The sequence below is a fragment of the uncultured Enterococcus sp. genome (genome assembly GCF_913775425.1).
Lineage (GTDB): Bacteria > Bacillota > Bacilli > Lactobacillales > Enterococcaceae > Enterococcus_G.
Genome location: NZ_CAJYIS010000011.1, coordinates 93,867 through 117,740, shown reverse-complemented (window position 1 = coordinate 117,740; position 23,874 = coordinate 93,867). Strand labels below are relative to the sequence as shown.

Here is a 23,874-nt window from a genome sequence, read left to right as displayed (position 1 = left end):
CATTGTTCCTCCTTGATTAAACAAATTGACTCAAATACTCCCAACGTGCGTAGCGTTCTTCTAGTTGTTCATTTTGTTCATCGATTTGTTTTTGTAACATTTGCAATGCAGTAAAATCCGATCCTTGATGCAACATCTCTTCATTTAACGTCACAAGCTTATCCTCAATCGTTGCGATCTCATCTTCAATTACTTCCCATTCTTTTTGTTCCAGATAACTTAATTTGGTCTTTTCTTTCGTTACAGGCGTAGCGACCGCTTTGACTTCTTTCACTGGTTCATTCGTATCTGTCTTTTTTTGTGCAAGATACTCTTCGATCGTACCAAAATAAGTATCAATATTTGCTTGACCGTTAAAGATGACTAATTTTTCTGCTACCTTATCTAAAAAATAACGGTCATGTGAAACAGTTAAGACCGCACCAGGGAAAGTTTGTAAGTAGTCTTCTAAAATCGTTAGCGTGGCAATATCTAGATCATTTGTTGGCTCATCAAGCAGTAAAACATTTGGTTGTTCAATCAATAATTTTAATAAATACAAACGGCGACGTTCACCACCTGATAATTTAGCGATTTTGCTACCGTGTGTGTGACGTGGAAATAAAAAGCGTTCCAACAGTTCGGTCACACTGATCGTCGTGCCATCTGAACGTTGTACTTCTTCTGCTACTTCTTGTAGGTAGGTGATCATCCGTTTTTCAGGATCGATTGCTTCGGTCTGTTGCGTATAATACGCCAGTCTAACCGTTTCTCCGATACTGATCGTTCCTTGTTGCGGTGTCAAGTATCCACTGATCAGATTGAGTAAGGTCGACTTGCCCGCACCGTTTTCACCCGTGATCCCTAAGCGTTCACGCGCTTGTACAAGTAAAGAAAATCGATCTAAAATTGGTTGGTGCTCGATTTGATACGATACCTCTTTTAACTCAATGACTTTTTTACCTAAACGTGTTGTATCAAAATCCAGTTCAATTGCTTCTTCTTGTGTCCCTTGTTTGAGTGAACCTTTTAATTCATCAAAGCGTTTGATACGCGCTTGTTGTTTGGTCGTACGTGCTTTTGCACCTGCACGCATCCAAGCCAATTCTTGTTTATAAAGCTGTGCGCGTTTACTTTCTTGTTCCTGATCGATACGGTCGCGTTCAGCTCGTTCCACCAAATAGTTTTCATAGTTGCCTTTGTATTCGGTCAGTTCGCCATTAGACAATTCAAACATGCGATTGACGACTCGATCTAAAAAGTAGCGATCATGTGTCACAACAAGCAACGCCCCTTTATACTGTGCTAGATATCCTTCTAACCAGCTAATCGCTTCATAATCTAGATGGTTTGTTGGTTCGTCTAATAACAATAGATCAGGAGCAGTGATTAAGACTTGTGCCAATCCGACACGTTTTTTTTGTCCTCCAGAAAGACTGGCAATCGTCTGCGTTAGATCTGAAAGTCCTACTTGCTGGAGAATGCTTTTTGCTTGTGCATCGATTGTCCACGCATCTAATTCATTCATTCGTTGCTCGGCTTTTGCATATTGTTGTTGCGCAACTTCGTCTACCCCATTTTCACTAAGTCGCGTAAGTGCTTGTTCGTAGATTCGTACAGCATTTAACTGCGGCGTATCTGCTTGAAATACGGCTTCTAAAATCGTTTGTGTTTCATCAAGATCAGGTTCTTGAGCCAAGTAACCGATTTGGTAGTCACTTGGATAAAAGACTGTTTGCTGATCACCATCTCCGCGGTCAATCCCTGCTAGAATTTTCAATAGACTCGATTTTCCCGTACCATTGATCCCAATCAAGCCGATCCGATCTTTTTCATGGATCAAAAAGGATATTTGATCAAAGATCGTTTTTTCACCATATGTTTTATGTAATTGGACGACTTTTAATTCTTTCATCGGACCACTCCTTTTTTTCATCTTGCCTATTTTAACATAGTTTGTAACAACAATCTAAAAAAACTTCTAGATCGTAAAACGATCTAGAAGTTCAACTTAATCCTTAACCTGTTGCAAGGCATACGATTCTAATAAATTCACTTTTTGACGGTATTCGTTTGCCGAAAACAGCGTGATTTTATCAGACCCTTCATACTCATCGATGATCTTACGCTCTAAATAATACCCACGTAAAATCTCTTTCGCATAAGCTGGTTCTTGCTGAACGGTAAACGAAAAAGGTAAGTGTACATGTTGGATTTGCTTTTTCATATCTTCACGACGACGCAAATAATACTGAACGATCGTTGGCTCAAAAATATCTTCTAAAGTCGATAAACTTTGTAAAACCAATTCATTATTTTGTAAGAAGACCTTTCGAACATCCAATACATCTCTTTGGATGATCTCTAAGCGTGTATCTGCTCTGGTACTTTGCCAAAAGCGTTTTGGATGAAGTACAATCCGAAACATCCGCCGCCAGAAGACTAAACTAAAACTAAAAAATGAAAAGACTTGGCGTTTAAATGAAGTTTCATAACGTTTTAGAAAACGAGAATACAAGCGGTATCCATTCATCGAAATTTCACCTTTACGATATGACTCTTCTAGTCCTTCTTGCTCGATTGCTAAAATCAAGGCTTGAATCTCCTGAACTTCTTGTTGCTCTGATTCCGTCATCGATTCGGTATACAATTCCCAAACACGTGAATGGTAATGATCAATCACGGCTTCGATCGCAATGATGTCGGTCTCTTCTAGATCAGCTTGTTCAATATCTTGATGTAAGTTTTCGATTACTTCACTTAAAATGGCGACTTCATTTGGATCAATCGGCTTTTCCGCTTCTCCATCTGAAAGTAATGGCAAAGCAATCATTCCACCCACTAAAGAGACCATAATCACACAAGCCGTTAAAAAGAGCAATAAGGGCCGCTGATCAAAATCCAATCCATTGATGGAGACCGGCAAAATAAAGATCGTGGCTAAACTGACAGTTCCTTTAACGCCACCAAAAGTTAACATTAAAATTTCACGAAACTTCCCTTTTAAGTGCGTAAACCCTTTTGTAAATCCAAAAAATAGCGAGATCCCAATCAAACGGATCAAAATCAAGACGATTGCAATAACTAAAATTACAAATACTAAGTGCATATTTGCATATTCTTGACTTTTCCAAATCGGTGAAAACACTTGTGATAGTTCAATCCCTAAGAATAAAAACACCAATGAATTTAATGTAAAACTGATTGTTTTCCATGTACTATCTGAAATATTTGCTAATTCAGCTTCGAATAACGTTACTTTTCGATAGCCCATCGATTGTAGCACTCCAGCAACTACCGCTGCGATAATTCCTGAAGCATGAAACATTTCAGCTAGTAAATAGGCCACAAAGGGCAAGAGTAACTCGATCAAAAGATACACGATCACATCTTGTGCTGAGATCCGCTCAATCAATTTAATGATACGATTTTTAATCCAAACCACAACAAAACCTGCTACAGCTCCACCAATACTAGAAAGGACTAAGCTCAAAGAGGCATTGATCAAAGAAAATGAGCCGGTGATCAGCGCAGCTACCGCAAATTGAAAGGCAGTTACCCCGGAAGCATCATTTAGCAATCCTTCTCCTTCTAAAATATGCAAAACACGTGGTGGGATTTTTAATCGTTTGGCTAGAGAGCCTACAGCCACGGCATCGGTTGGTCCTAATGCCGCACCAAAGGCAAAACACGCCGCAAGAGGAATTGACGGAAGCAAAGTCTTCAGTGTTAATCCGATAATGACTAACGTTCCGATCACTAATCCAAAGGCTAAAAATAAAATAATTGAAAAATTCTTTAATACTTCTGGTACATCCGCAGCTTCACCTTCTCTAAATAGCAAAGGGGCAATGATCATAATCAAAAAGATTTCAGGTTCAAACGCAATATCGGATGCATACTTTGTCATCCCCAAAAGAATTCCTAAAAAGATCTGTGCTAAAAAAACTGGCACAGTGGGTACCACTTTACTAAAAATATTTGAGAAAGTGATGGCTATGGCTACAATGACGAGTAGCTCGATAATTTCCATAGCATCATCTCCGTTCTTCTTTTTTCTTTACCTCGACCAATAATTTTAAGAAAGCTTCTTTTTTCTCCAAGACTTTCTTTTCCACTTCAGATAGATCTGTCTCATGCTTGCCGTCTAATTCTAACTGTGTGCGTTTTGCTTCTAAACGAACAATATCATGTTTGAGTGACTCTGTACGTCTAAATGTCAACGGATAACGTTTACGTAGACATTCACGCATCGCCTTGCGTTCTTCCAACGTGAGATTCCCATATTTTTCATGTAGTTGTTTCATTTTCACTTCAAATTCCGTTGTCATTTGCGTTTACTCCTTATATCCGATTCAAGTTCTAACAAATACAAAAGTATACTCTCTTTTTGTGAAATTGCAACACTATAATAATAGATCAGAACGGATTGTTTGTCCAATTCTGATCTATCTTTTTTATTTCGCTAAATACATGTCATAATAAGCATCCATGATGTCTTTTGTAATCGAAAGGTTTGGATACGTATGGTTCGTTTGTTTGATTCTTGGAATCATGATCGCCACAGCGATTTCTGGATCTTCTGTTGGTCCATAAACAACCGCATTTAAATTATTTACTGGAATTTCTTGTCCATCTTTATATGCATATGCTTCAGCTGTACCAGTTTTTGCGGAAAGATCCATCTTTGCACTCGCCAAAGGACGAGCAGTTGTAAACGGATCATTTCCATGAACAACATCGTGCATCCCTTGTTGGATAATTGCCATTTCTTCTGGCGTGATCTCAATTTTGTTTAAGACTTTGGTTTCGATTGCTTGTTTGACTTCACCAAGATCACCATTTTCATTGTTTCCATAGATTCCCTCAACAAAGTGTGGCGCCACACGCTCACCACCATTGGCGATCGCGGATACATATTGAGCGAGTTGAATCGGTGTATACGTATCAAACTGTCCAAATGCTAAATCGAGGACTTTCCCGCCATCAAAATTCGCATCGGATAATTCATTGTAAGCAACTTGGCCACCTACAGCCTCTTCAGGCATATCGACTCCTGTTTTCACACCTAATCCATATTGCGCAAATCCTGCACGTAATTCTTCATATGCTGTTTTTTGATCGGCTAACCCTGGAATTTGCAAAGTGCCTCCTTTGTAGTCGATCCCTAATAAACGTAAAGCAATTTGCATCATATACGAGTTTGATGAAATCTCTAACGCTTGAGCGGCATCGATATAACGGTTATTTGAACCATACGGGTTAAATACTGACGCTTTAGCTGGAGATCCGGCTAAATAGATCGGTTGATCGTATAAAGTATTGCTTTCAGGTGTAATGACGCCATGATCAAATCCAGTCGTAATCGTTGCTGCTTTGATTGCAGAACCTGGTTCAAACTGACGTCCAACGAACGTACCAATCGCATCGTCTTGGATCTCAGAAGAGCCTTCTTCGTGATAATATCCAGACACGCCTAAAATCGCTCCTGTTTTAGGATTCATCGCTACCGCATAAATACCATTTGAAAATTCAGCATCACCTGAATCAATCAATTGTTGGTAACCATTTTTGACGATCGTATCAAATTTGTCTTGGAACGCTTCATCAATCGTTAGTTTTAAATTGTCCCCTTTAGAACCTGCGGATAATTCTTTCGTACTTGAAATCGTCCCATTATTGTCAATGGTTACTTCATATTCAGATTTCTTTCCTTGTAACTCACTTTCGTATTGCTTTTCTAAGAAACTCGTTCCAACACGGTCATTTGAAAAATAACCTTTTTTCAAGTATTCTTCAGCTTCTTCTGAAGGTAATCCTTGTTTTGATGTCGACACACGCCCAATAATACTTGCAATCGGATTACTTGCCGTAATGACTTCACGACTCCAATCTGTCCCTGTTGAAATACCTGGTAATTTCGACGCATTCTCTGCTACAATGGCTAACTCTTCATTGCTAACATCTTCATTCTTCACAAAAACAGGTTTCAAGTTTTGTCCGCTGTTTAAACGCGTGAAAATAGTGGCAATTTTTAACTCATTGTCATCAAAATTCAACTGATCGTCTTTGATTTGATCGATCATTAACTGATATTGATCACCACTTGATTTTAACTGATCTTTAGCAGATAATTTTTTTTGTGCTGCTTCTAAGTGTTTTTTATCTGCTAAATAATAGTCTTTTAAATCCCGCTGGCTCAAGTTTTCATCTACTGGCATATCGATCAATTGGTTTAGCTCTTTTGCTAGATCCAACATGTCAGTCGCACTCATATCATTTGTGCGAGTAAACGTAATCGCCGCATTGGCTTGATTGGTCGCCAAAACTTTTCCAGTCGCGTCATAGATCGACCCACGCGGAGTACTTTGTTTGACAGTAGTAACAGTGGCGGATTTGATCTCTTTTTCCCACTTGTCACTATTGACGATTTGTAGATTTCCTAGACGTAAAATCAGCGCCACAAATAGCACAAAAATAATCAAAAATAAAAAATTCAATCGAAATGGAATATGTCCTCGTTTATTTTCTTGCCCTTTCTTGGCGTCATTTAATTTTGTTTTCCATGTGTGCTTTGACAAAAAATCTTTTCTTCTCATTCTTTCAATCCTTCCTAGAAGACCATTCACCTTATTTTATCAAAAAAAAAGACATTCGTACAAAAAACCTGATATATTTTAAAAACTTTCAATTTTTTCTAAATCTGCTTGCAATGTTTCACGAATGACATTCATTATTTTAAAAACACTTTTGAAATAAGCTTTCATGTTTAGAAATTCCGTGAAACATTTTAACACGAAAATAACATGTGGAAAAGGCAGCTGATTATATCAACTGCCTTTTGCCTATTCACCGTATTGAGTTGTCTCTTGTGTAGATACTGTTTCCTCTTCACTCTTTTGCGTGCTTGGATTAGCCGCATCTGATTTTTTACTAAATAGTGTTTCACCAAATGTATATTTAGCAGTATCCGTTTTGGTGTAATCTGTATCGTCATAAAATTGATTTCCGATAAAGCCATTTTCTGAATAGTAATAATCTTCATCAATGATCAACTGCTCATGCGTTGGTAGGTTTAGCTGTTGTTTTAATTCATTTTGGACTTTTAACAACTCATCTACACCCAACACTTGATAATATGTTTCGTTGATGGTTTCACTTTCACCTTGCAATTGCCCTGAACGAATCTTGTCAAATGCTGGCATGTAATTTTTCCCAATCGCTAACATCTCATCCCAAGTCAAATCGGTCAACATATTTTTTTCTACTGCAGCAAGGATTTTTTTGTATTTATTTATGCTATCCATGCTGATAACTTTTTCTAAAATTTTGGTTACGACTTCACGTTGACGACGTTGACGTCCGATATCGCCTTCTGGATCTTCATGACGCATCCGGGCATAAGCCAGACCCGTTTCACCATTTAATTTGATTTTTCCAACGGGTACATGTACACCATCTAAGGTAAAATCGATTTTATTTTCGACCGTAATCCCACCAACTGCATCAATCAAATCACTCAATCCTTGCATGTTGATCGATACATAGTGATCTAGCGGAATATCCAATAATTGTTCTACTGTATCCATCGCCATATCGACACTACCATATGCATATGCATGATTCAATTTATCAAAATATGGTGTATCGTATGGTTCATAGCCGACGATATTCGTCAAAATATCACGGTCTAAACTGACGATCGTCGATTGTTTTTTTTGTGGATTGACCGTAACGACCATCATACTATCCGAACGGCCTTGTTCAGTACGGCCTAAAGCACCGGTATCGATTCCCATCAAAATAATTGAGAAAGGTTCACTTTTTGAAATATCTACTGAGCTATCGCGTAAATCTGATTTACGTGATGGCGCTGTTTTACTGATTCGATTAAATGTATCGCTTGCTGCTCCATACAAATTTGCGGCGTATACAGTACCGATCGTTACTAGTGCAATCAATACACCTAAAACGGATACGGCAATCTTTTGATATGGTTTCATTTTGCACCCCTGTTCTAGTCTACTTTAAATGTCCACTTTTGATTTTGCCATAAGACAAAACAGACTGCAATCGCAAAATGAAAATTCAATTTAATTTAATCTTTTTGTAATAATTTATTGACGTAAAGCAAAATTCCCACCTGTACGCGTCAAATTCGGATTATAAAAAGGATCGTTTTCAATCAGATCGCCCCATTTTTCATACATATAGGCAGTCTCTTTTTCAAATCGTGCTTGCTTTTCTGGGGTATTTTCATATCCGCGAGATTGTGATTCAAAATGGAACAGCTCTACTTCATGCACGAAAAGATTATTGCGACCAAGCGCTTGCTCTCTTAGACAAAGATCGACATCATTAAAGGCTACGGTTAACTCTTCATTGAATCCATTTAACGTAGCAAAATCTTGCGCACGAATCATTAAACACGCCGCTGTAACAGCAGAGTAATTAACGTTGATTTCTAATTTACCGAAATAACCAAAGTCGCCACGCGGGTAAGTATGATGTGGATGCCCTGCAGCGCCTCCCATTCCCAATACGACTCCAGCATGTTGGATCGTATGGTTTGGGTAATACAATTTCGCTCCGACACAACCAATTCGTTCAAATTGCGCAAACGAGACCATTTTACTCATCCAATTTTCCGTGATTACTTCGGTATCGTTATTTAAAAACAACAGATATTTTCCTTTAGCTTCTTTAGCTGCTAAATTATTGATCCGAGAATAATTAAAAGGAATCGGTAGATCAACAACTGTAAATCGGTCTTTTAATACGGTCTGATATTCCTCATAAAGTGTCTTCATGCGTGGATCATCACTACCATTATCTGCTACGACGAGCTCATAGTTTGGATAATTGGTCTTTGCCACGATCGATTCCAAACAACGCTTCATATCTTCATAGCCATTTTTTGTGGGAATAATCACACTGACTAAAGATTCTTCTAAAATCTCATAATGGACATCGAACAATCCATTACCTGCAGCATGGGTCGCTGTCCCTTTAATCTTTCGACGAATCAAAGCATCTTGCACGGCTTTTAAACCAGCGTCAAACGCATACCCTTTCGTCGATTGATCCGCCGCAGTCGAGGTCGGTAAAATCCGCCAGTAATATAAAATTTTGGGTATATGTGCGATCTTTTCAGGAGTTGTTTGCTCCACAAAACGTAACACTAGATCGTAATCTTGTGACCCTTCATATCCCACACGAAACCCTTTGATGTGACGTAAAATTTCAGTACGGTACACCCCTAAATGAGAAATATAGTTTGTACCCAATAATAAATCAGGTGAGTAATCTGGTTTAAAAGCTGGATCGAATCGATTGCCTTGCATGTCGATTTTATCTTCATCACTATAAATCAAATCGAGATCTGGCTGTTCGTTTAATCGTTTGACAACTTCATATAAGGCGATCGGTGCAAGTTCATCATCATTATCCAATAAGGCACAAAACTCACCAGTGGCAATTTCTAATGCTGAGTTCGTCGCTTTAGAGATATGTCCATTTTCTTTGCGATAGACTACTCTAATGCGTGGATCTTGTGCGACAAATTTTTCAAGTAACGGTTTGACCTTCACATCGCTAGAGGCATCATCACTCATGCACAATTCCCAATTTTCATAAAATTGACCTTGTACCGATTGAATACACTTGGTTAACCATTCTTCTTCGACATTATAAACTGGCATCAAAATACTGATTTTTGGTTGATACGAAAATGATGCGATCTCTGCTTGAATGGCCTCGATATCCCAGTTTTCATGAGTTTTTAAAAAAGCTGCGTAATCTTCTGTTTGTAATTTGACTTGTTGTTTTTTCAACCGATTCAATGTGGCCTTCAATCCATTTTTTTGATAATAGCGTACGACTTTTTTAAGCGTTGCAAGTTGCTTTTGCATCGTCGTTTCACGTCCTGGGATCGCTGGATATGCTCCAGTCAATTCGACTGTTTCCACACGTACATGCTCGCCTGATGTAAATTCTAGTTCGATTGGACTTTTAGGCTGCACAATTTCTAATTGAAAACCCGCTTTGATATCACCGCTTAATTTTTGCGCCATGATCACATCGCTACGAGAAAGCATCGTACAGGTAGCACGTTTATGGGATGAACGCACGTTTATGCTTGGGACCGTTTTATGGTCTTTATCCAATGCCCAACCTGTCAGCAAATAACTATTTTGTTTTTTATCTTGTTGAATACTATCAATATAGACAATCAATTCATTTTCAGACATGATTTACTCCTTACTATAATGCATGAGGATTTTGATAAGGATCGTGTAAGTCATCCATCGATGCTTGCCAATCCATCTTGTATGTTTCTTCTGGTTTTGTGCCAATATATACTAAAAGACTATATGGGGTAAAGACAACTTTTTTCCCTAATTGATGGTAGACTTCTGGTCCAATTACTGTATGCGTCGGATCATTAGTTACTGGTGTATCTTTAAGTGCCAGTAGGTCTAATTTTCGCATTGCTACAACATCCATCGTTGCTGTATAGATTTCTCTTGGCAGCACTGAACGGAAATAATATCCGATCGATTCTTTTGTCGTTCCTTGATCCTCAAAAATAACAGCAGGTTTACGCAAGCCAACACCTACGTTTAAGACTTTTTCGTCTGCTAAAATGACTTTCCCTACAACTGCTCCAACATTTTCTTGTCTCAAAGGATTCATCAATTCTTTTAACCACTCTGGATGATACGGTGTCAGCTGTTCATTTAGACACACGATATACTCCCCTTTAGCTTGACTCACACGTTCGTTGATCGTATCGCCTTCAACAAATGAAACGCGTTTATCACTAGTTGGGAAGGCTTGTTGAAATGCTTTGGGAACGAGAATCTCGATATTACTATAGTAAGTTTGCTTTAAGATATCTTCCACCCACAAGCTCACACGCTGATTTTCACCTAATGCTACAATCGACACTAACGGTTCTTCCGCATAGAGATACTCGACTTTATACGCACCATAATGTTTGGTCATCGTGACTTTGGCTTCGATTTCTTTTTGCTTCAATGCTTCTTCAATTGCTCTTTGACCGGCAATATAGGCATATTCTTTACTCTTTGGATCAAAGGCAACTGACGTTTCGACTGTACGCCAATGATAGCAGATCACCGGAATATGATGAACTTTTTTCGCTGCCTGAGTCGCTCGTAATACAAAATCATAATCTTGGCTACCATTAAATTCACTGCGTAAACCACCAACTTGATCAAGCAATGTGCGTTTCACTACAACAAAATGGGTAATATAGTTATGGCCTAGTAACAAGGTTTGATTCCAATTCGGTTTAAAAAACGGATCAAACCGTTTTCCTGAAAGATTTAATTTATCTTCATCCGTATAAATAAACTCATAATCGTGATCTTCATTAATCGCTTTGACCACTTCATATAATGCTTGAGGTGCAAGTTCGTCATCATTGTCCATAAATCCAACATACTCACCTGTTGCCAAGCCAATCGCTGAATTCGTTGCCTCTGAGATGTGTCCATTTTGCTCACGGAAAACCGCTTTGATCCGCGGATCTGATTCAACATATCGTTCAATCAACGGTTTGATTTCAGGTTTTGGTGAGGCATCGTCTGCTAAACATAATTCCCAGTTTTCATAATATTGCTGCGTCAACGAATCAATACATGCACGCAACCATTTTTCTTCGACATTATAAACCGGTACGACTAATGAGATCTTCGGTTTGACAGCAAATGTTTGAATTTCTTGTTTGACTGCTTTTACATCGTATTGCTCGTGTTCTTTGATCCATTTTTCGTATTGATCTGCTTGATCTAAGCGCATTTTACGATTACGCAACACATTACGCAATCCTTGTTGGCGAATCGCGCCTAAAACATACCGCACTTTTTTCGCCCATGGTGTATTGTCCAAATTATGCTTTTGGAATTTCAACGCATAACTTTGTCCTGTTTCTGGGATCGTCACGTCTAGTCCAATTACTTTATCAATTTGTTTGTGATCGATTTCGATCATAAATCCATATTTGACTTCCTTAGGCAAATCAAACATATCATTAACATCTTTGCGATATAACGGCGTCACTAGTGAAAATAACCCTTCAAATAGTGGGACTTGATACGTTAATGGCGCTTTCTCAGAAACAGAATAGCCCCAGCCTTTAATAATAGCTACATTTCGATCTGGATCATTTTCAATCGTCTCTACCATCAACTTAATGTCAGAAAATAGACTTTCATCATATAAATGATACTGTTTCAATGCTTCTTGATGCCATTTTTCAACACCTTGCTTGATTGTCGATTGATCAAATAACGCTGCAGTTTTTGCAATCAATTCTTCTTTTTCTGTTTCTAGCGCTAACAATTCTTTTGCGTGTGTCTCATTTAAACGCGCAATCACGCTTTCTTGTTGGTGTGCATAGTCCAATACACGTGTTTCAAGTTCAGAAAAGCTATTTTGATCGATCATCTTGAAATAAAGCGTCACGTTTTGACCTGCAATTTGATTGCCATCAAAAATAAAATAAGGATTTTCATCAATACCTGTAAAAACATAGGTTTGTTCTGTTTTCCAAACGGCATTTGTTTGAATTGGTCGAATGCGTTTTCCGTCGATCTGCGCGGTAAACTCCATTATCCCATTGCCTTCAAATGGCACGATTTTCAACTGTTCCACTTTAGGATCGATTTGGTGCGTACTCGTTTGGTTTTCTTGTGTTACTTGATTATAAAGTAACGGATGGATTTCTTGTTTCCCCGCAATCGTAAAGGCCAATTGTACGTGATGGATAAAATGAGAGTTGATTGGATTTGCGCGTTTTGGATGAGCGACTGGTGTTAGCGTTAGTGCATAAAAATATTGGTACACTTCACCAAACGGTCTCATTTTAAACGCATAGCGGATTTTTTCGGGTAAATCTTCATAAGTTGTCTGAATTTCATTTTGTCCGACTTGAGAATACGTGAAATCTTCGATTGCAATATGTAAATCAAGTGATGCAAAGACTTTTTCAAAACCGGTTTGTGTGTAAAATGTATTATGCGTATGGTCGAGTAACCCAAATTCGTTCCAATCCAATTGGTTGTTAAACAATCCGATCAATGGTGAATTATGTGCCAGATTTGGGAAACTGATCAGTAGTTGTCCATCTTTTGCTAGCAGCTTTTTAGCAGCATTTAATGCAGCAATAGGATCAACTAGATGTTCTAAAACATCCGCAAAGATAATGGCATCGAATGTTTGATCTTGGAAGTAATCAAACCACTTAAACTCTTCGATATTGCCTAAAAATCCATCTTTTGCAAACTGCATAACAAAATTGTAGAGTTCTTCATCGAACTCTACAATAGATACGTCACATTCTTTTTCTGTAGTTAAATAATTGGTCATCCGGCCATTCCCTGGACCGAATTCTAATACACGACTTTTATCTTTTACTTGTGCGACAATTTTGCCCACACTACTTTGTTCATCGATCGTCATTTCAAAATCATATTTCATTCCTGAACCGATCCTTTCCACTCATGATCTAATACGACAATCCCTTCACCGACGTATTTTCCTGTAATAAACATGGTAATGTATTTGGTTTTATATACAAATGGGACCGTTGCATTTTCTTCAAAGATCGCCACGTCAAAATAATATTCCCCACCTAAAAGAGCCATTTTAGGGTATTCGATATAAAACGTGTTCAACCCTTTTTTCCAAGGAATCTCAGTTTCATCAAGTAAGGTATTCAACCCGCAAACGTATTGATTGTTTACTGTACGAATCGCCACACCTAATACAGGGTGTTTGATCGACGGATCGTTTACCTGATACTCAACTTTGACAAATACTTTACTATCTTGTGTCACTAAATCAATCGGTTGTTGATCTTCATCAAGCAATACTGCCGATTTGACTTCCACAATATCTAAAGCAGAATGTTCTTCAACTGTGCTTTTTTCTCGGTCGACCGTTTTGATCGATTTTTTCTTCAAGAAGTTTTCGTATTCTTCCGTGATCTCCATTGTTTCGCCTTCTGCTTCAACGACTCCATTTTTTAACCAATACACGCGGTCACAAAAACGGCGAACAGCATTGACGTCGTGCGAAACAAATAATACCGTTTTCCCTTGGTTTCGAAACTCAGTAAATTTTTCCATACATTTCAATTGGAACTCCAAATCGCCTACAGCTAATGCTTCATCGACGATCAAGATATCTGGATCGACATTGATGGCCACCGCAAAAGCTAAACGGACAAACATCCCACTTGAATAAGTTTTGACTGGTTGATATAAATGATCCCCAATATCTGCAAAATTGATAATATCTTCTACTTTTTCTTGCATTTGATCACGAGAATACCCTAAAACCATTCCGTTTAAGAAAATATTCTCATATCCACTATACTCAGGATTAAACCCAGAACCCAATTCTAGTAAAGCGGCAATATTGCCCTCGATTTTGACTTCACCTTCAGTTGGAGTCAATACACCTGTGATAATTTTTAAAATGGTCGATTTTCCTGAACCATTTTCTCCAATAAATCCCACCATTTCACCTTGATTGACATGAATATTTACATCATTCAACGCATAAAAGATCTCATGATAACTTTTTCGTTTTGGATGTAAAGCTTCCTTCAAGCGTGCTGTCGGATTTGGATACATATTATAAGTTTTCGTTAAATGATTAATTTCTACTACGCGTTTTTTCATGTTGTGTCTCCTTACAGTACGTCAGAAAAATGAGGTTTCAATCTTCTAAAAATCGTACTTCCTAATATCAATAAGATAAACGTCACTACCCAGAAATAAATCGATAGTGTTGGATTTTGCCAAAACCATGCGCCACCAAAGAATGCGTCACGATACCCTTGTATCACGTAAAAAAGTGGGTTAAGTTTCAAAATAAATTGGATCGTTGGATTTGGAAACTGATTGATACTCCATAATACTGGCGTTCCCCACATCAATGCTTGCATGATGATCGCAATAAATTGATTGACATCTGGGAAGAATGGCTGAATCGAAGCCGTAAACCATGTTAATCCAGTTAAAAAACACATCAACGCAAATAAGTAATAGAAAATTTGCAAGAAATGTAGATTCGGATAAACACCAAATAAAATAGAAGCAATCAAGGCAACTGCAACGAAAAAGCCGTGCATATATAGATTGGATAGCAATTTAGCGGTTGGCAAGATTCGAATATTGAATACGACCTTTTTAACCAAATAGCTGTACTCTCGATACACATTCGTAGCCGATCCTAAAACATCTGAAAAATAAAACCATGGTACGATCCCCGTCATTAAGAATAAAATGAAAGGATATTTACCATCCGTTAATGGCGCTTTCAATCCAATATCAAATACAAACCAATACGTCAGTACAGTCACTAATGGATTGGCAAACGCCCAAAAGATACCTAGTAGCGATCCTGCATAACGAGAACGAAAATCATTTACAGAAAATTGGATCAATAACTTTTTGTTGCGATAAATATCTCTACAAAAATAATACAATTCTTTAAACATTTACATACCTTCCAAATCATTTAAATTTAGTTCTAACGGTTTGATTTTACAGAAGTTTGACTCTATTAGCAAGGTTGGAAAGATAAAAAAAGCCTTTCCTGTATCAATCTATTAAGATTTATTAAGGAATCTTTACAAAAAAAAAAGTCTGTATAGACAGACTTTTATTTTACCGCATACCAAGCGATCCCTTCATCTTTCCACCCTTTTTTCACTAGATTGTTCGTCTCAGTCAAACTTTGAGTATAGTGATGGCTTCCTGCTTTAGCATTTGGATTATAGACACGATAAAGAGGGTGTGTTGCCTCTGTAGCAGAATACCAACCGATTCCTTCATCTTTCCAACCTAATTTAACTAGATGATTTTTTTCGGCAACGGCTAACGTATAATGATGATCACCTGAATCTGGGTTGTATACGCGATAAACAGGTTTTCCAACAGCTGGTGCAATCCAACCGGTCCCTTCATCTTTCCAGCCTAGTTTGACCAAATTATTTTTTTCACTTTGTTGCATCGTGTAAAAATGTTCCCCTGAATTTGGGTTGTATACGCGATACATCGCTAGTGTGACGTTCGTTCCAGAGACCGTAAATTCACTTAACGTTTTCGTTTCTGCTACACCATTTTTACGTGTTACCGTGACTTTCCCAGTGTAAGCTCCAGTTTGATAACCGTGATTTTTGATGTCCATACTCGCTTGATAGCCGCCACTAGTAGCAGTAGTTGCATACGTATGGCTATCGTTTGGTTTATTTTTTGGCTGAATGGTTACGGAAACAGATTGAACCATTGAATTGTCATTCGTTTGAACGTTGATGCTCGCTTGACCTTGTTTTTGTTTCGCCGTATCGATCGTCGTGGTGATTTGTAGTGGTTTTACAGTGAAGGTATCTGCTCCCACCGATCGCATCTTCCCACTTTTCGTTTTCACGTAATGATGCACGTGATATACCCCACTATCTTTATGATTTGTGATAGGTAATTTCGCCGACCAAGTTTTCGTTGCATCATCAAACGTTCCAGGATACCATTTTAAATCATCTTGCCCATTGATCTCGCTCCATACCGCAAACATTACTGAATCAACCATCTGATTGTCTTCTAATTTAAGTTTTGCTTCATATAAAGAGTGGTCTTTTGAAAGCTCGGTTACGCTGTGTGAAACCACTTTATAGTTAAAGGCAAACGTTGGACCATTTCCTGTGGTTTGTGCATATTTTTGCTGGTTATCAACCACTTTGATTTCATAACGGTATGGACCTTCAGAATACCCAAAATCTTGCGCATTAAATGATGCGGTATAGTTTCCTTGAGTATTTGGTGATAATTTTACCGTTTTAACCACTTGTGGACTTTCCGTTGACCAAGCATTCACTTGGATCGTTTGTAGCGATTTTGCGTCTGCTGCTGTAGCGTTAAACGAAATCGAAAATTTTCCGGCTGCATTATCCGTCACAGCTGTTGTCACGTTTTGAATACTCGGACCATCAAATTTCACGTCACTTAATACTTTTGCTGTTTGTTTCGTATTATTGCCTACTGCATAGACATGGACATGAAACGGTTGAGTGAAACTCGCATGATTTTTTGCTTCTATTTTAGCTATATAGCTTCCATCATTTTGCAATGTTGCCTTGTACCACTTAATATCTGACTGATTCGCTGTTGTCCAAACTGGTACATTGATTTCTTTGATTCCACTATTTGCTGTCGCCTTGACACGTACATCAAATGTTTTTTGTGTTTGATTGATATTCTCAATAGCAGTACTTGTGATCACTGGAGCTAATGAAAATTTATCGTACATATAACGCACTAATTCACGATACTCATTCACAGAATAGCCATATTTTGCAAAATATCCGACTGGATCTCCATGATCTGTTCCTCCCAGATAATTTGATACTTCTGCATGACTCCAAAGCGTTCCTGAATTATCGTTGGCCTTTCCACTTGGTGCACTAGGTGTTAGACCAAACTGATCTAGTTTCATCGCCATGTAATACGCATTGTTCATGATCGATTTCATAAACGAGGTACGATTTCCATGTTCGACTAATTCAACATGCATAAAATAACGATTGGCAATTCTTCCAGCTCCCCAAGCACCATAGCTTGGATCATGAATCTCCACGATATTGTTTTCGTCCACAAAGGCATGCACGAATGCATTTTCCCAATGGCTATCCATATAAGCGATTTCACCCCAAATCGTGGAGTTCGGATTTGCTGTTTCATGGATCACGATTCCATTTGGTTTAGCCTGTTCACCAGAATCATCGAGTGTTCGGTAACGAAACAACTCATATTCGCGCCAATTTTTTTGGATTGTTGCAAGCTTAAATGACCCACTTTCAAACTGTTTGATAATTTCTTGGTTCATGCCTGAACTTGCAGTAAAGACCCGACTTTGCATCAATGCTTCACTAGCCGTCCCAGGTAAAATTTTATCTCCCGCTAAATCTTCTTTAGTAGGTTGCTTTGGAAAATAAGGATCTGTAGTATTTTCTGGAATAGTTTCTTCACTAGTCGTTGTCTCACTAGTCGTCGTGTTACTCGTCGTCATTTGGGTGTTTGGTACTGTTTCAGTACTTGTTTCAGTCGTCATTTGATTCACTGAAGTCGAAGGTGTTTCTAAAGATGTACTAGAAGTTATACTTGGTGTCGTTGTCTCAGTTGATTGTGCGGATGTCGTGTTATCTGTTTGGATTGTTTCTTGCGCTTGAATCACTTGAGGTGCCCATAACAAAAAACTGGATAGTAGTATCGCTGACTTTCTGATTTTCATTTTCATGTACTAACTCCCTATGTATGTTTTTTCTAAATGTTCTCTATTATTATCTTAACATATTTCTTTAGATTATCTTATGTGATTTTTAATTTTTTCTTAAAAAAATGGATAGTCTAGAATCAGACTATCCATCCCAACTATTCATAAAGTAGTGATTATTTCATTCCGAAGAACGCAATTCCTTCTGCTTTCCAACCTAGTTTCACTAAACCATTTACTTCATCAGAGTGAACAGTGTATAAGTGAGATCCAGCATCTTTAGCATTTGGATTGAAGACACGGTAAACATTTACTGCTTTATCTTCTGCAGAGTAGAATACAACACCTTCTTTATTCCATCCGTGTGAAGCGACTTCGTTGTACTCTGTTTCATTTGTTGTATAGAAGTGTTCGCCAGAATTTGGATTGTATAGACGGTAAACAGGTTTTCCTTTGCTTGCAGCATTCCAAGCAGTACCTTCAGCAGTCCAACCTAATGATACTACGTGGTCATACTCTTCTTTACTTGCAGTGTATAAATGCTCACCATTGTTTTTGTTGTATGCACGATACAATGGAACTGCAGTCGCAGGGGCTTTTGCTGTGTAAGCTTCTTTGACTTTGTTTAATTCATCCATTGTTTTCGCATCATTGATTTGTTTTACAAATGCTTTTTTCTCAGCAGGAGTTAAGTAAGTTGCTGCCGTAACTTCATTACGAGCAGCTTCTTGTGCTGTTCTTAATGCGATTGCTGCATTGATTTTTGCAACATAGGCTGTTTTATTCGCTTCAACTTTCAATAAGTTCGCATTGTCTTTAGCTAACTCTAAGTTACCAGCGGCAATCATTTTATCGATTTCTTTAATCAATTGTTCGTCAAATTGTTTTGCATTTTGTGCAGTTGCTTTTGCAACAGTTGCTTTCATTGATTCAATTGATTTTGGAGATTGCGCTGTTCCTAATTCAGCAACATATCCTGCTTGTTGTTGTGCGTTTAATGCAGTTAATTCATTGTTGATGATATCTACAGCATTCGCGTAGTATTCTTTAGGATTTGTTGTTTGACTTAAGTTTTGTTGTTTTGCAGCTAAGCTTACTTCTTCTACTTGTTTGATTGTGTTTGCTGCTAAGATTTGCGCTACATAATCCGTTTTTTGTTGATTTGTTAAGTATGGAAGTTTTGTTACTGTAGCAATTGTCGTTTCTTTTTCAGTTTTTAGTGCTTGTGCTTCTGCTTTGATTTTGGCATCAGCAGCTTGCGCGTCTGCAACAACTTTATCGATTTTCGCTTGAGTATCTGCTGCATTGACTTTGCTGTTGTAGTCTGATTTTTGTGCTTCAGTTAAGCTAGACAAGCCATTGATTGTTTTCACTGCAGCAGCTTTTGCATCAGCTAAGACTTTCGCTGCATCTGCTGCTTGTTTATTGGCAGTATTTGTAGTTTCAGCATTCGCTAAGACTTTTTTCACGCCATCTACAGATTTTGCAGCATTGATTTCTTTTACTGCTGCTTCTTTTTCAGATGGTGTTAAATACATGTACGTATCTACTGTTGCTAGACCAACTTTTTTCGCTTGGTTAAGATCTGTTGTTTCTAGACCCATTTTTAAGTTTTCTGCTGCTGCAGTATCGACGATACTATTTACTGCGTCTACAGAAGTGGCAGCATTAATTTGGTTGACATACATTTCTGTATTGTCTAAATATTCAAGTTTGTTCACTGTTTTGACTGCTTCTGCTTTTGTTGATGCCAAGTAGTTTGCTGCATCTTTATCTTTTGCAGCTTTCGCTTGTGCTTGTACGCCAGTTACAGTTGTTTCTTTATTGATCGCATTTGTAAAGGCTGTTTTTTCAGCTGCTGATAAATGTGTGTAAGCATTCACTTCAGCAATCGCTGCAGTACGCGCAGTTCCTAGTGCTGCATTATTCTCTGCTTGTGCTTGTGCAACATATGTGTTAATCGCAGCTTTAGAAGTTGCATTTTCGATCGCATAAACATAGTTTCCACGAGATAATTCTGTGATATTTGGCAAGCTGTTTACTGTAGCTAAACCTTCAGTACGTACTTGTTCGATATCTTTTTTATCGTTGATTGCATTGTTGATTGCGGTTTGGTATTCAGCATTGACTTTGTCTAACTCTGCTTGTGTCGTCGCATTATTCGCTTTTGCGATCAAGTCTTTTTTCACTGCTGTATCCGTAATTGTCGTATTCGTATTGATGGCACCGATTAAGTCTTTTTTGTTTTGTTCAAATTGTGCTTTGTCATGAGCAGCTTTTGCTTCTGCAATCGCTTTTGTCACTTCAGCATCGATTTTTTGAACTTGTGCTGTAGTTGTTGCTTGATTTAATGAAGTTGCAAATTGTGTTTGTTTTTCAGTACTCAACAATTGACCATCAGCTGAAGCTAATTTATTTTGAACAGTCGTTTTCGCTGCAGTGACATCTTCTTGAATCGCTTGATTTGTTAAGCTGTCAATTGTTGTTGCCCATCCAGCATCACTTGCTGTTACTGCATTGATTTGCGCGTTATAGGCATCTTTTCTTGTTTGTGACAAGTAAGTCAACCCGTTAACCGTTGCTACTGCAGCTTGTTTTTTAGTCGCTACATTTGCATTTTGTGCATTCATTGTTTGCGCATTTTTTGTGTTTTGAGCTACCATTGCTTCTTGTGCAGCAACGACTTTGTTAAATGCCGCAAATGTTGTTGCATAGTTGTCTTCTGTATCCGTTACTTTAGTGTCTTTAGCAAATGTTTGTTGTGCCATTTGAACTGTCTGTACAGAAGTTGCGTTATTGTTCATGTAAGAATTAGTCGAGATATTTGTTAATTTTGCTAATTCTTTGTTTGCATTGGCAACTGTTGTGTTTTCAAAATTCATTGCGATATTTGCCGTTACGACATTATATCCATATGTTTGTAATGCGGCATAAACCGCTTCGTTTGTTGTTGCATCGTTAATTGCTTTTTTAGCAGTGTTCATCTGTGTAGCAGACATTGATTCGACTAGGCTGTCTAATTTTTTCAATGAATCTTCTTTAGCTGCTTCTAATGTTTTCACTACTGCAACTGTTGTTTGTGCATCAGTTGTTTGCGCTAGGACTGAAATCGGTGCAGTACCGATCGTACCTAAAATAGTTGCTAATAAGACTGGTGCAACGACCCAATTTTTTTTCGCTTTGTACATTTTGTAAATGCGTTTTGACCCCGTGTTTACCGCTGATAAATTATCTTGGCGAATGTTTTTATTTTTTTTCATCCGAACAAACCTCCATCATTTTTAACTGCATGCTACAAGCAATTTGTAGTACACCATAAATTCTAGGACATGCATTTGTGAATGTCAACGCGGTCGATATACGATTTCTTTATAAAATTTGTTATTTTAAATTTAAAATAGAACGATAAATATGTAAAGACACAAGCTTTTTAAAACTTTATTTGTTTTAAATTTTTTGTAATTATTTAATAATTCATTTATACACAAGCATTTTTATTGATTTTTAAAAAATAATTATTTTATTAAAATTACTGTAATTATTTTAATTTTTTTACATAAAAAAATATGAGATTTTTTTCGATTTTCTCTAATATTTCTCATTAAATAAAAATAAACACAAAATCTAGTAAGTAGATTTTGTGTTTATTTCATCTATTTATTCATTTTTTTGTTCTTTTGTTTCAATTGCATAGTCTGTTCCTTTGATAATATTTTTATTATAAAAGTCAGATTTTTTACTAATTTCGTTAATGTATTTATCTTTTCCAAGTTGTTCCATCAAAGTTTCTCGATCAGAATAAAGATTAGTTCCTAACCCTAAACGATCCCCTTCAATTTTCGCTCCCAAAGCTGCTAGCGTTGTTGGGAACATGTCCGTTGCATTAAATAGGCGGTCTTTATTTGAGTTTTCGACTTCAGTAGGCGAGTTCAAGATGACATTGTAGACACTTCTTTGGTATTCATCCGAAACACTTTGACTGTATTTACGGTCCATCGTTGGGTGATCACCTACGATTATGATCGTTGTATCAGGATAGAAGGGTTGTTCTTTGATCCAATTGACAAACTCAAATACTTGTTGATCAGAATAATGAATCACATTTCGGTATTGATCATTGAATAAGTTTGGTGTCTGGTCAGATGCATAACCATCCTCAAAATGCGTATCTGTTGTTAACATTGTAAAGTTAAACGGTTCGCCCTTATTCGCAAGTTCTGTGATCGAGTCCTTGGCAAACGGGAATAGTTTTTCATCTTCTACTCCCCACCAGACTGAATAATCTTGCGGGATCAATTGCTGTCCTTTGATCCAGAAGTAATCACGAATCTCATATTCGCCATGATTCATAAAATACTTATCCCGACCACCAAAAGATGCAGGTGAACCGATATAAAGCATTTGATTGTAGCCTTCTTCATGTAAGACCTCACCTAAAGCATAGGCTCCAGGCATAAAACTGTCTCCTTTACCACCGTAATCATTGACATCGATTCCACCGCTCGTTCGAAGGGGTAATCCTGAAGTTTGTGCAAACATTGAACTTACCGTTTGGTTTGCTCCAGGGATTGAAATCATACCACCTAATCGATCCGTATTTGAAAAACTCGTACCTTCATTTAACGCATAATTCGTCAAATTAGGGATCAAGCTAGTATCTTCTGCTCCACCAACTTCTTTTGCAGCATACGTGTTTTCCATCGATTCCAAATAAATATAGATCAGATTACGTTTTTTTTCTGGGAATACGATTTCTGTATTTTTCGTATCCACATAAGACTCATCATAAATTTTTGTTTTCTCAAAATAGTATGCTTTGACATCCGCATAACCTAATGCATGAACACCTAAGCCTAATAAGACAAATACATAAATGGCTATCGCTACACTAAGCGATCCGATTCGAAGCAAACGCGCTTTTTTTATCGTTTGTTTTACTAAGACCAATTGAATCAAATACACCATTGGCAAAGCCATCCAAGCAACCAGAAATACACTATTTAGCAGTGGCCCTTTTAAATACGCGAACAAATGGGTATTGTCACTGCCTTCTAAAGGCTGGCTTAGTGTAAATACGATTTGATCAAAGCGTAAGTTCCCAAAATAACTCATGGCCCAGTCACTAGAAAAGAAAAATAGGGTACTGATAAATACACCCAATCCAATCATCAGCAAACTCACGATGCGTTTAACGTTCCATTTAATGTCAACTTTTGGCAATACACTAAAGGCATAGCGCCCAATATACACAATACCAAACATAAAGAAAAATACTAAGCCTACTGCTAATGTATGATTCTCATTTGGCGGGAATGGGATCAACCAACTAATTTTATGCATAAAAGGCAAACCAAAACGTTTCCAAACAAATAAGTTTGTTACAATCTCTGTTAAAAATAACCAACTATATAATAATATTGTTGTAATAGTCCATTTCGGACGTTCAATCCACCACAATAAACCAATACTTAGTAACACTGTAAATAAAATCATTCTCACCTTCTCTTTATAAACTGCCTTATCATTATACTAATTCTGCCCCTTGAACACAATAAAATCTGCTCAACTTAAAAAAACATCAACAAACTT

At 37.6% G+C, this 23,874-nt stretch carries 12 protein-coding genes; all 12 read right to left on the bottom strand.

The features are described 5' to 3' along the window. Positions 1–16: 16 nt before the first annotated feature. On the bottom strand, positions 17–1,894 hold the full coding sequence (locus tag QZ413_RS01320) for an ABC-F family ATP-binding cassette domain-containing protein (RefSeq protein ID WP_297075403.1): 1,878 nt from the start codon (positions 1,892–1,894) through the stop codon (positions 17–19). 96 nt (positions 1,895–1,990) lie between these two features. Further along, entirely contained in the window at positions 1,991–4,012 is a 2,022-nt protein-coding gene (locus QZ413_RS01315) for a sodium:proton antiporter (RefSeq protein WP_297075401.1), read from the bottom strand. A 4-nt stretch (positions 4,013–4,016) separates the two neighbouring features. After that, positions 4,017–4,310 (bottom strand): hypothetical protein, encoded by a 294-nt coding sequence (locus QZ413_RS01310; RefSeq protein ID WP_297075400.1) that lies wholly within the window; start codon positions 4,308–4,310, stop codon positions 4,017–4,019. 126 nt (positions 4,311–4,436) lie between these two features. Further along, on the bottom strand, positions 4,437–6,578 hold the full coding sequence (locus tag QZ413_RS01305) for a penicillin-binding transpeptidase domain-containing protein (protein ID WP_297075398.1): 2,142 nt from the start codon (positions 6,576–6,578) through the stop codon (positions 4,437–4,439). Positions 6,579–6,824: 246 nt separating this feature from the next. Continuing rightward, positions 6,825–7,982 carry an LCP family protein gene (locus QZ413_RS01300; protein ID WP_297075393.1) on the bottom strand — a complete coding sequence of 386 codons (1,158 nt, stop codon included), beginning with the start codon at positions 7,980–7,982 and terminating at the stop codon, positions 6,825–6,827. 114 nt (positions 7,983–8,096) lie between these two features. Further along, positions 8,097–10,229, bottom strand: coding sequence for a glycosyltransferase family 2 protein (locus QZ413_RS01295; protein WP_297075390.1), 2,133 nt, complete (start codon positions 10,227–10,229; stop codon positions 8,097–8,099). Between the two features lie 13 nt (positions 10,230–10,242). After that, positions 10,243–13,485 (bottom strand): glycosyltransferase, encoded by a 3,243-nt coding sequence (locus QZ413_RS01290; protein WP_297075388.1) that lies wholly within the window; start codon positions 13,483–13,485, stop codon positions 10,243–10,245. Next, positions 13,482–14,693: an ABC transporter ATP-binding protein gene (locus tag QZ413_RS01285; protein WP_297075387.1), complete on the bottom strand. Its 1,212-nt coding sequence runs from the start codon at positions 14,691–14,693 to the stop codon at positions 13,482–13,484. Before QZ413_RS01285 ends, QZ413_RS01290 begins: the two co-directional genes overlap by 4 nt. An 11-nt stretch (positions 14,694–14,704) precedes the next feature. Continuing rightward, complete coding sequence (locus QZ413_RS01280) at positions 14,705–15,514, bottom strand: ABC transporter permease (protein WP_297075385.1); 810 nt, start codon at positions 15,512–15,514, stop codon at positions 14,705–14,707. 164 nt (positions 15,515–15,678) lie between these two features. After that, positions 15,679–18,309, bottom strand: coding sequence for a GBS Bsp-like repeat-containing protein (locus tag QZ413_RS01275; protein WP_297075382.1), 2,631 nt, complete (start codon positions 18,307–18,309; stop codon positions 15,679–15,681). A gap of 152 nt (positions 18,310–18,461) precedes the next feature. Then, on the bottom strand, positions 18,462–21,545 hold the full coding sequence (locus QZ413_RS01270) for a KxYKxGKxW signal peptide domain-containing protein (protein ID WP_297075379.1): 3,084 nt from the start codon (positions 21,543–21,545) through the stop codon (positions 18,462–18,464). 397 nt (positions 21,546–21,942) lie between these two features. Further along, entirely contained in the window at positions 21,943–23,778 is a 1,836-nt protein-coding gene (locus QZ413_RS01265) for an LTA synthase family protein (RefSeq protein WP_297075377.1), read from the bottom strand. Positions 23,779–23,874 lie beyond the last annotated feature (96 nt).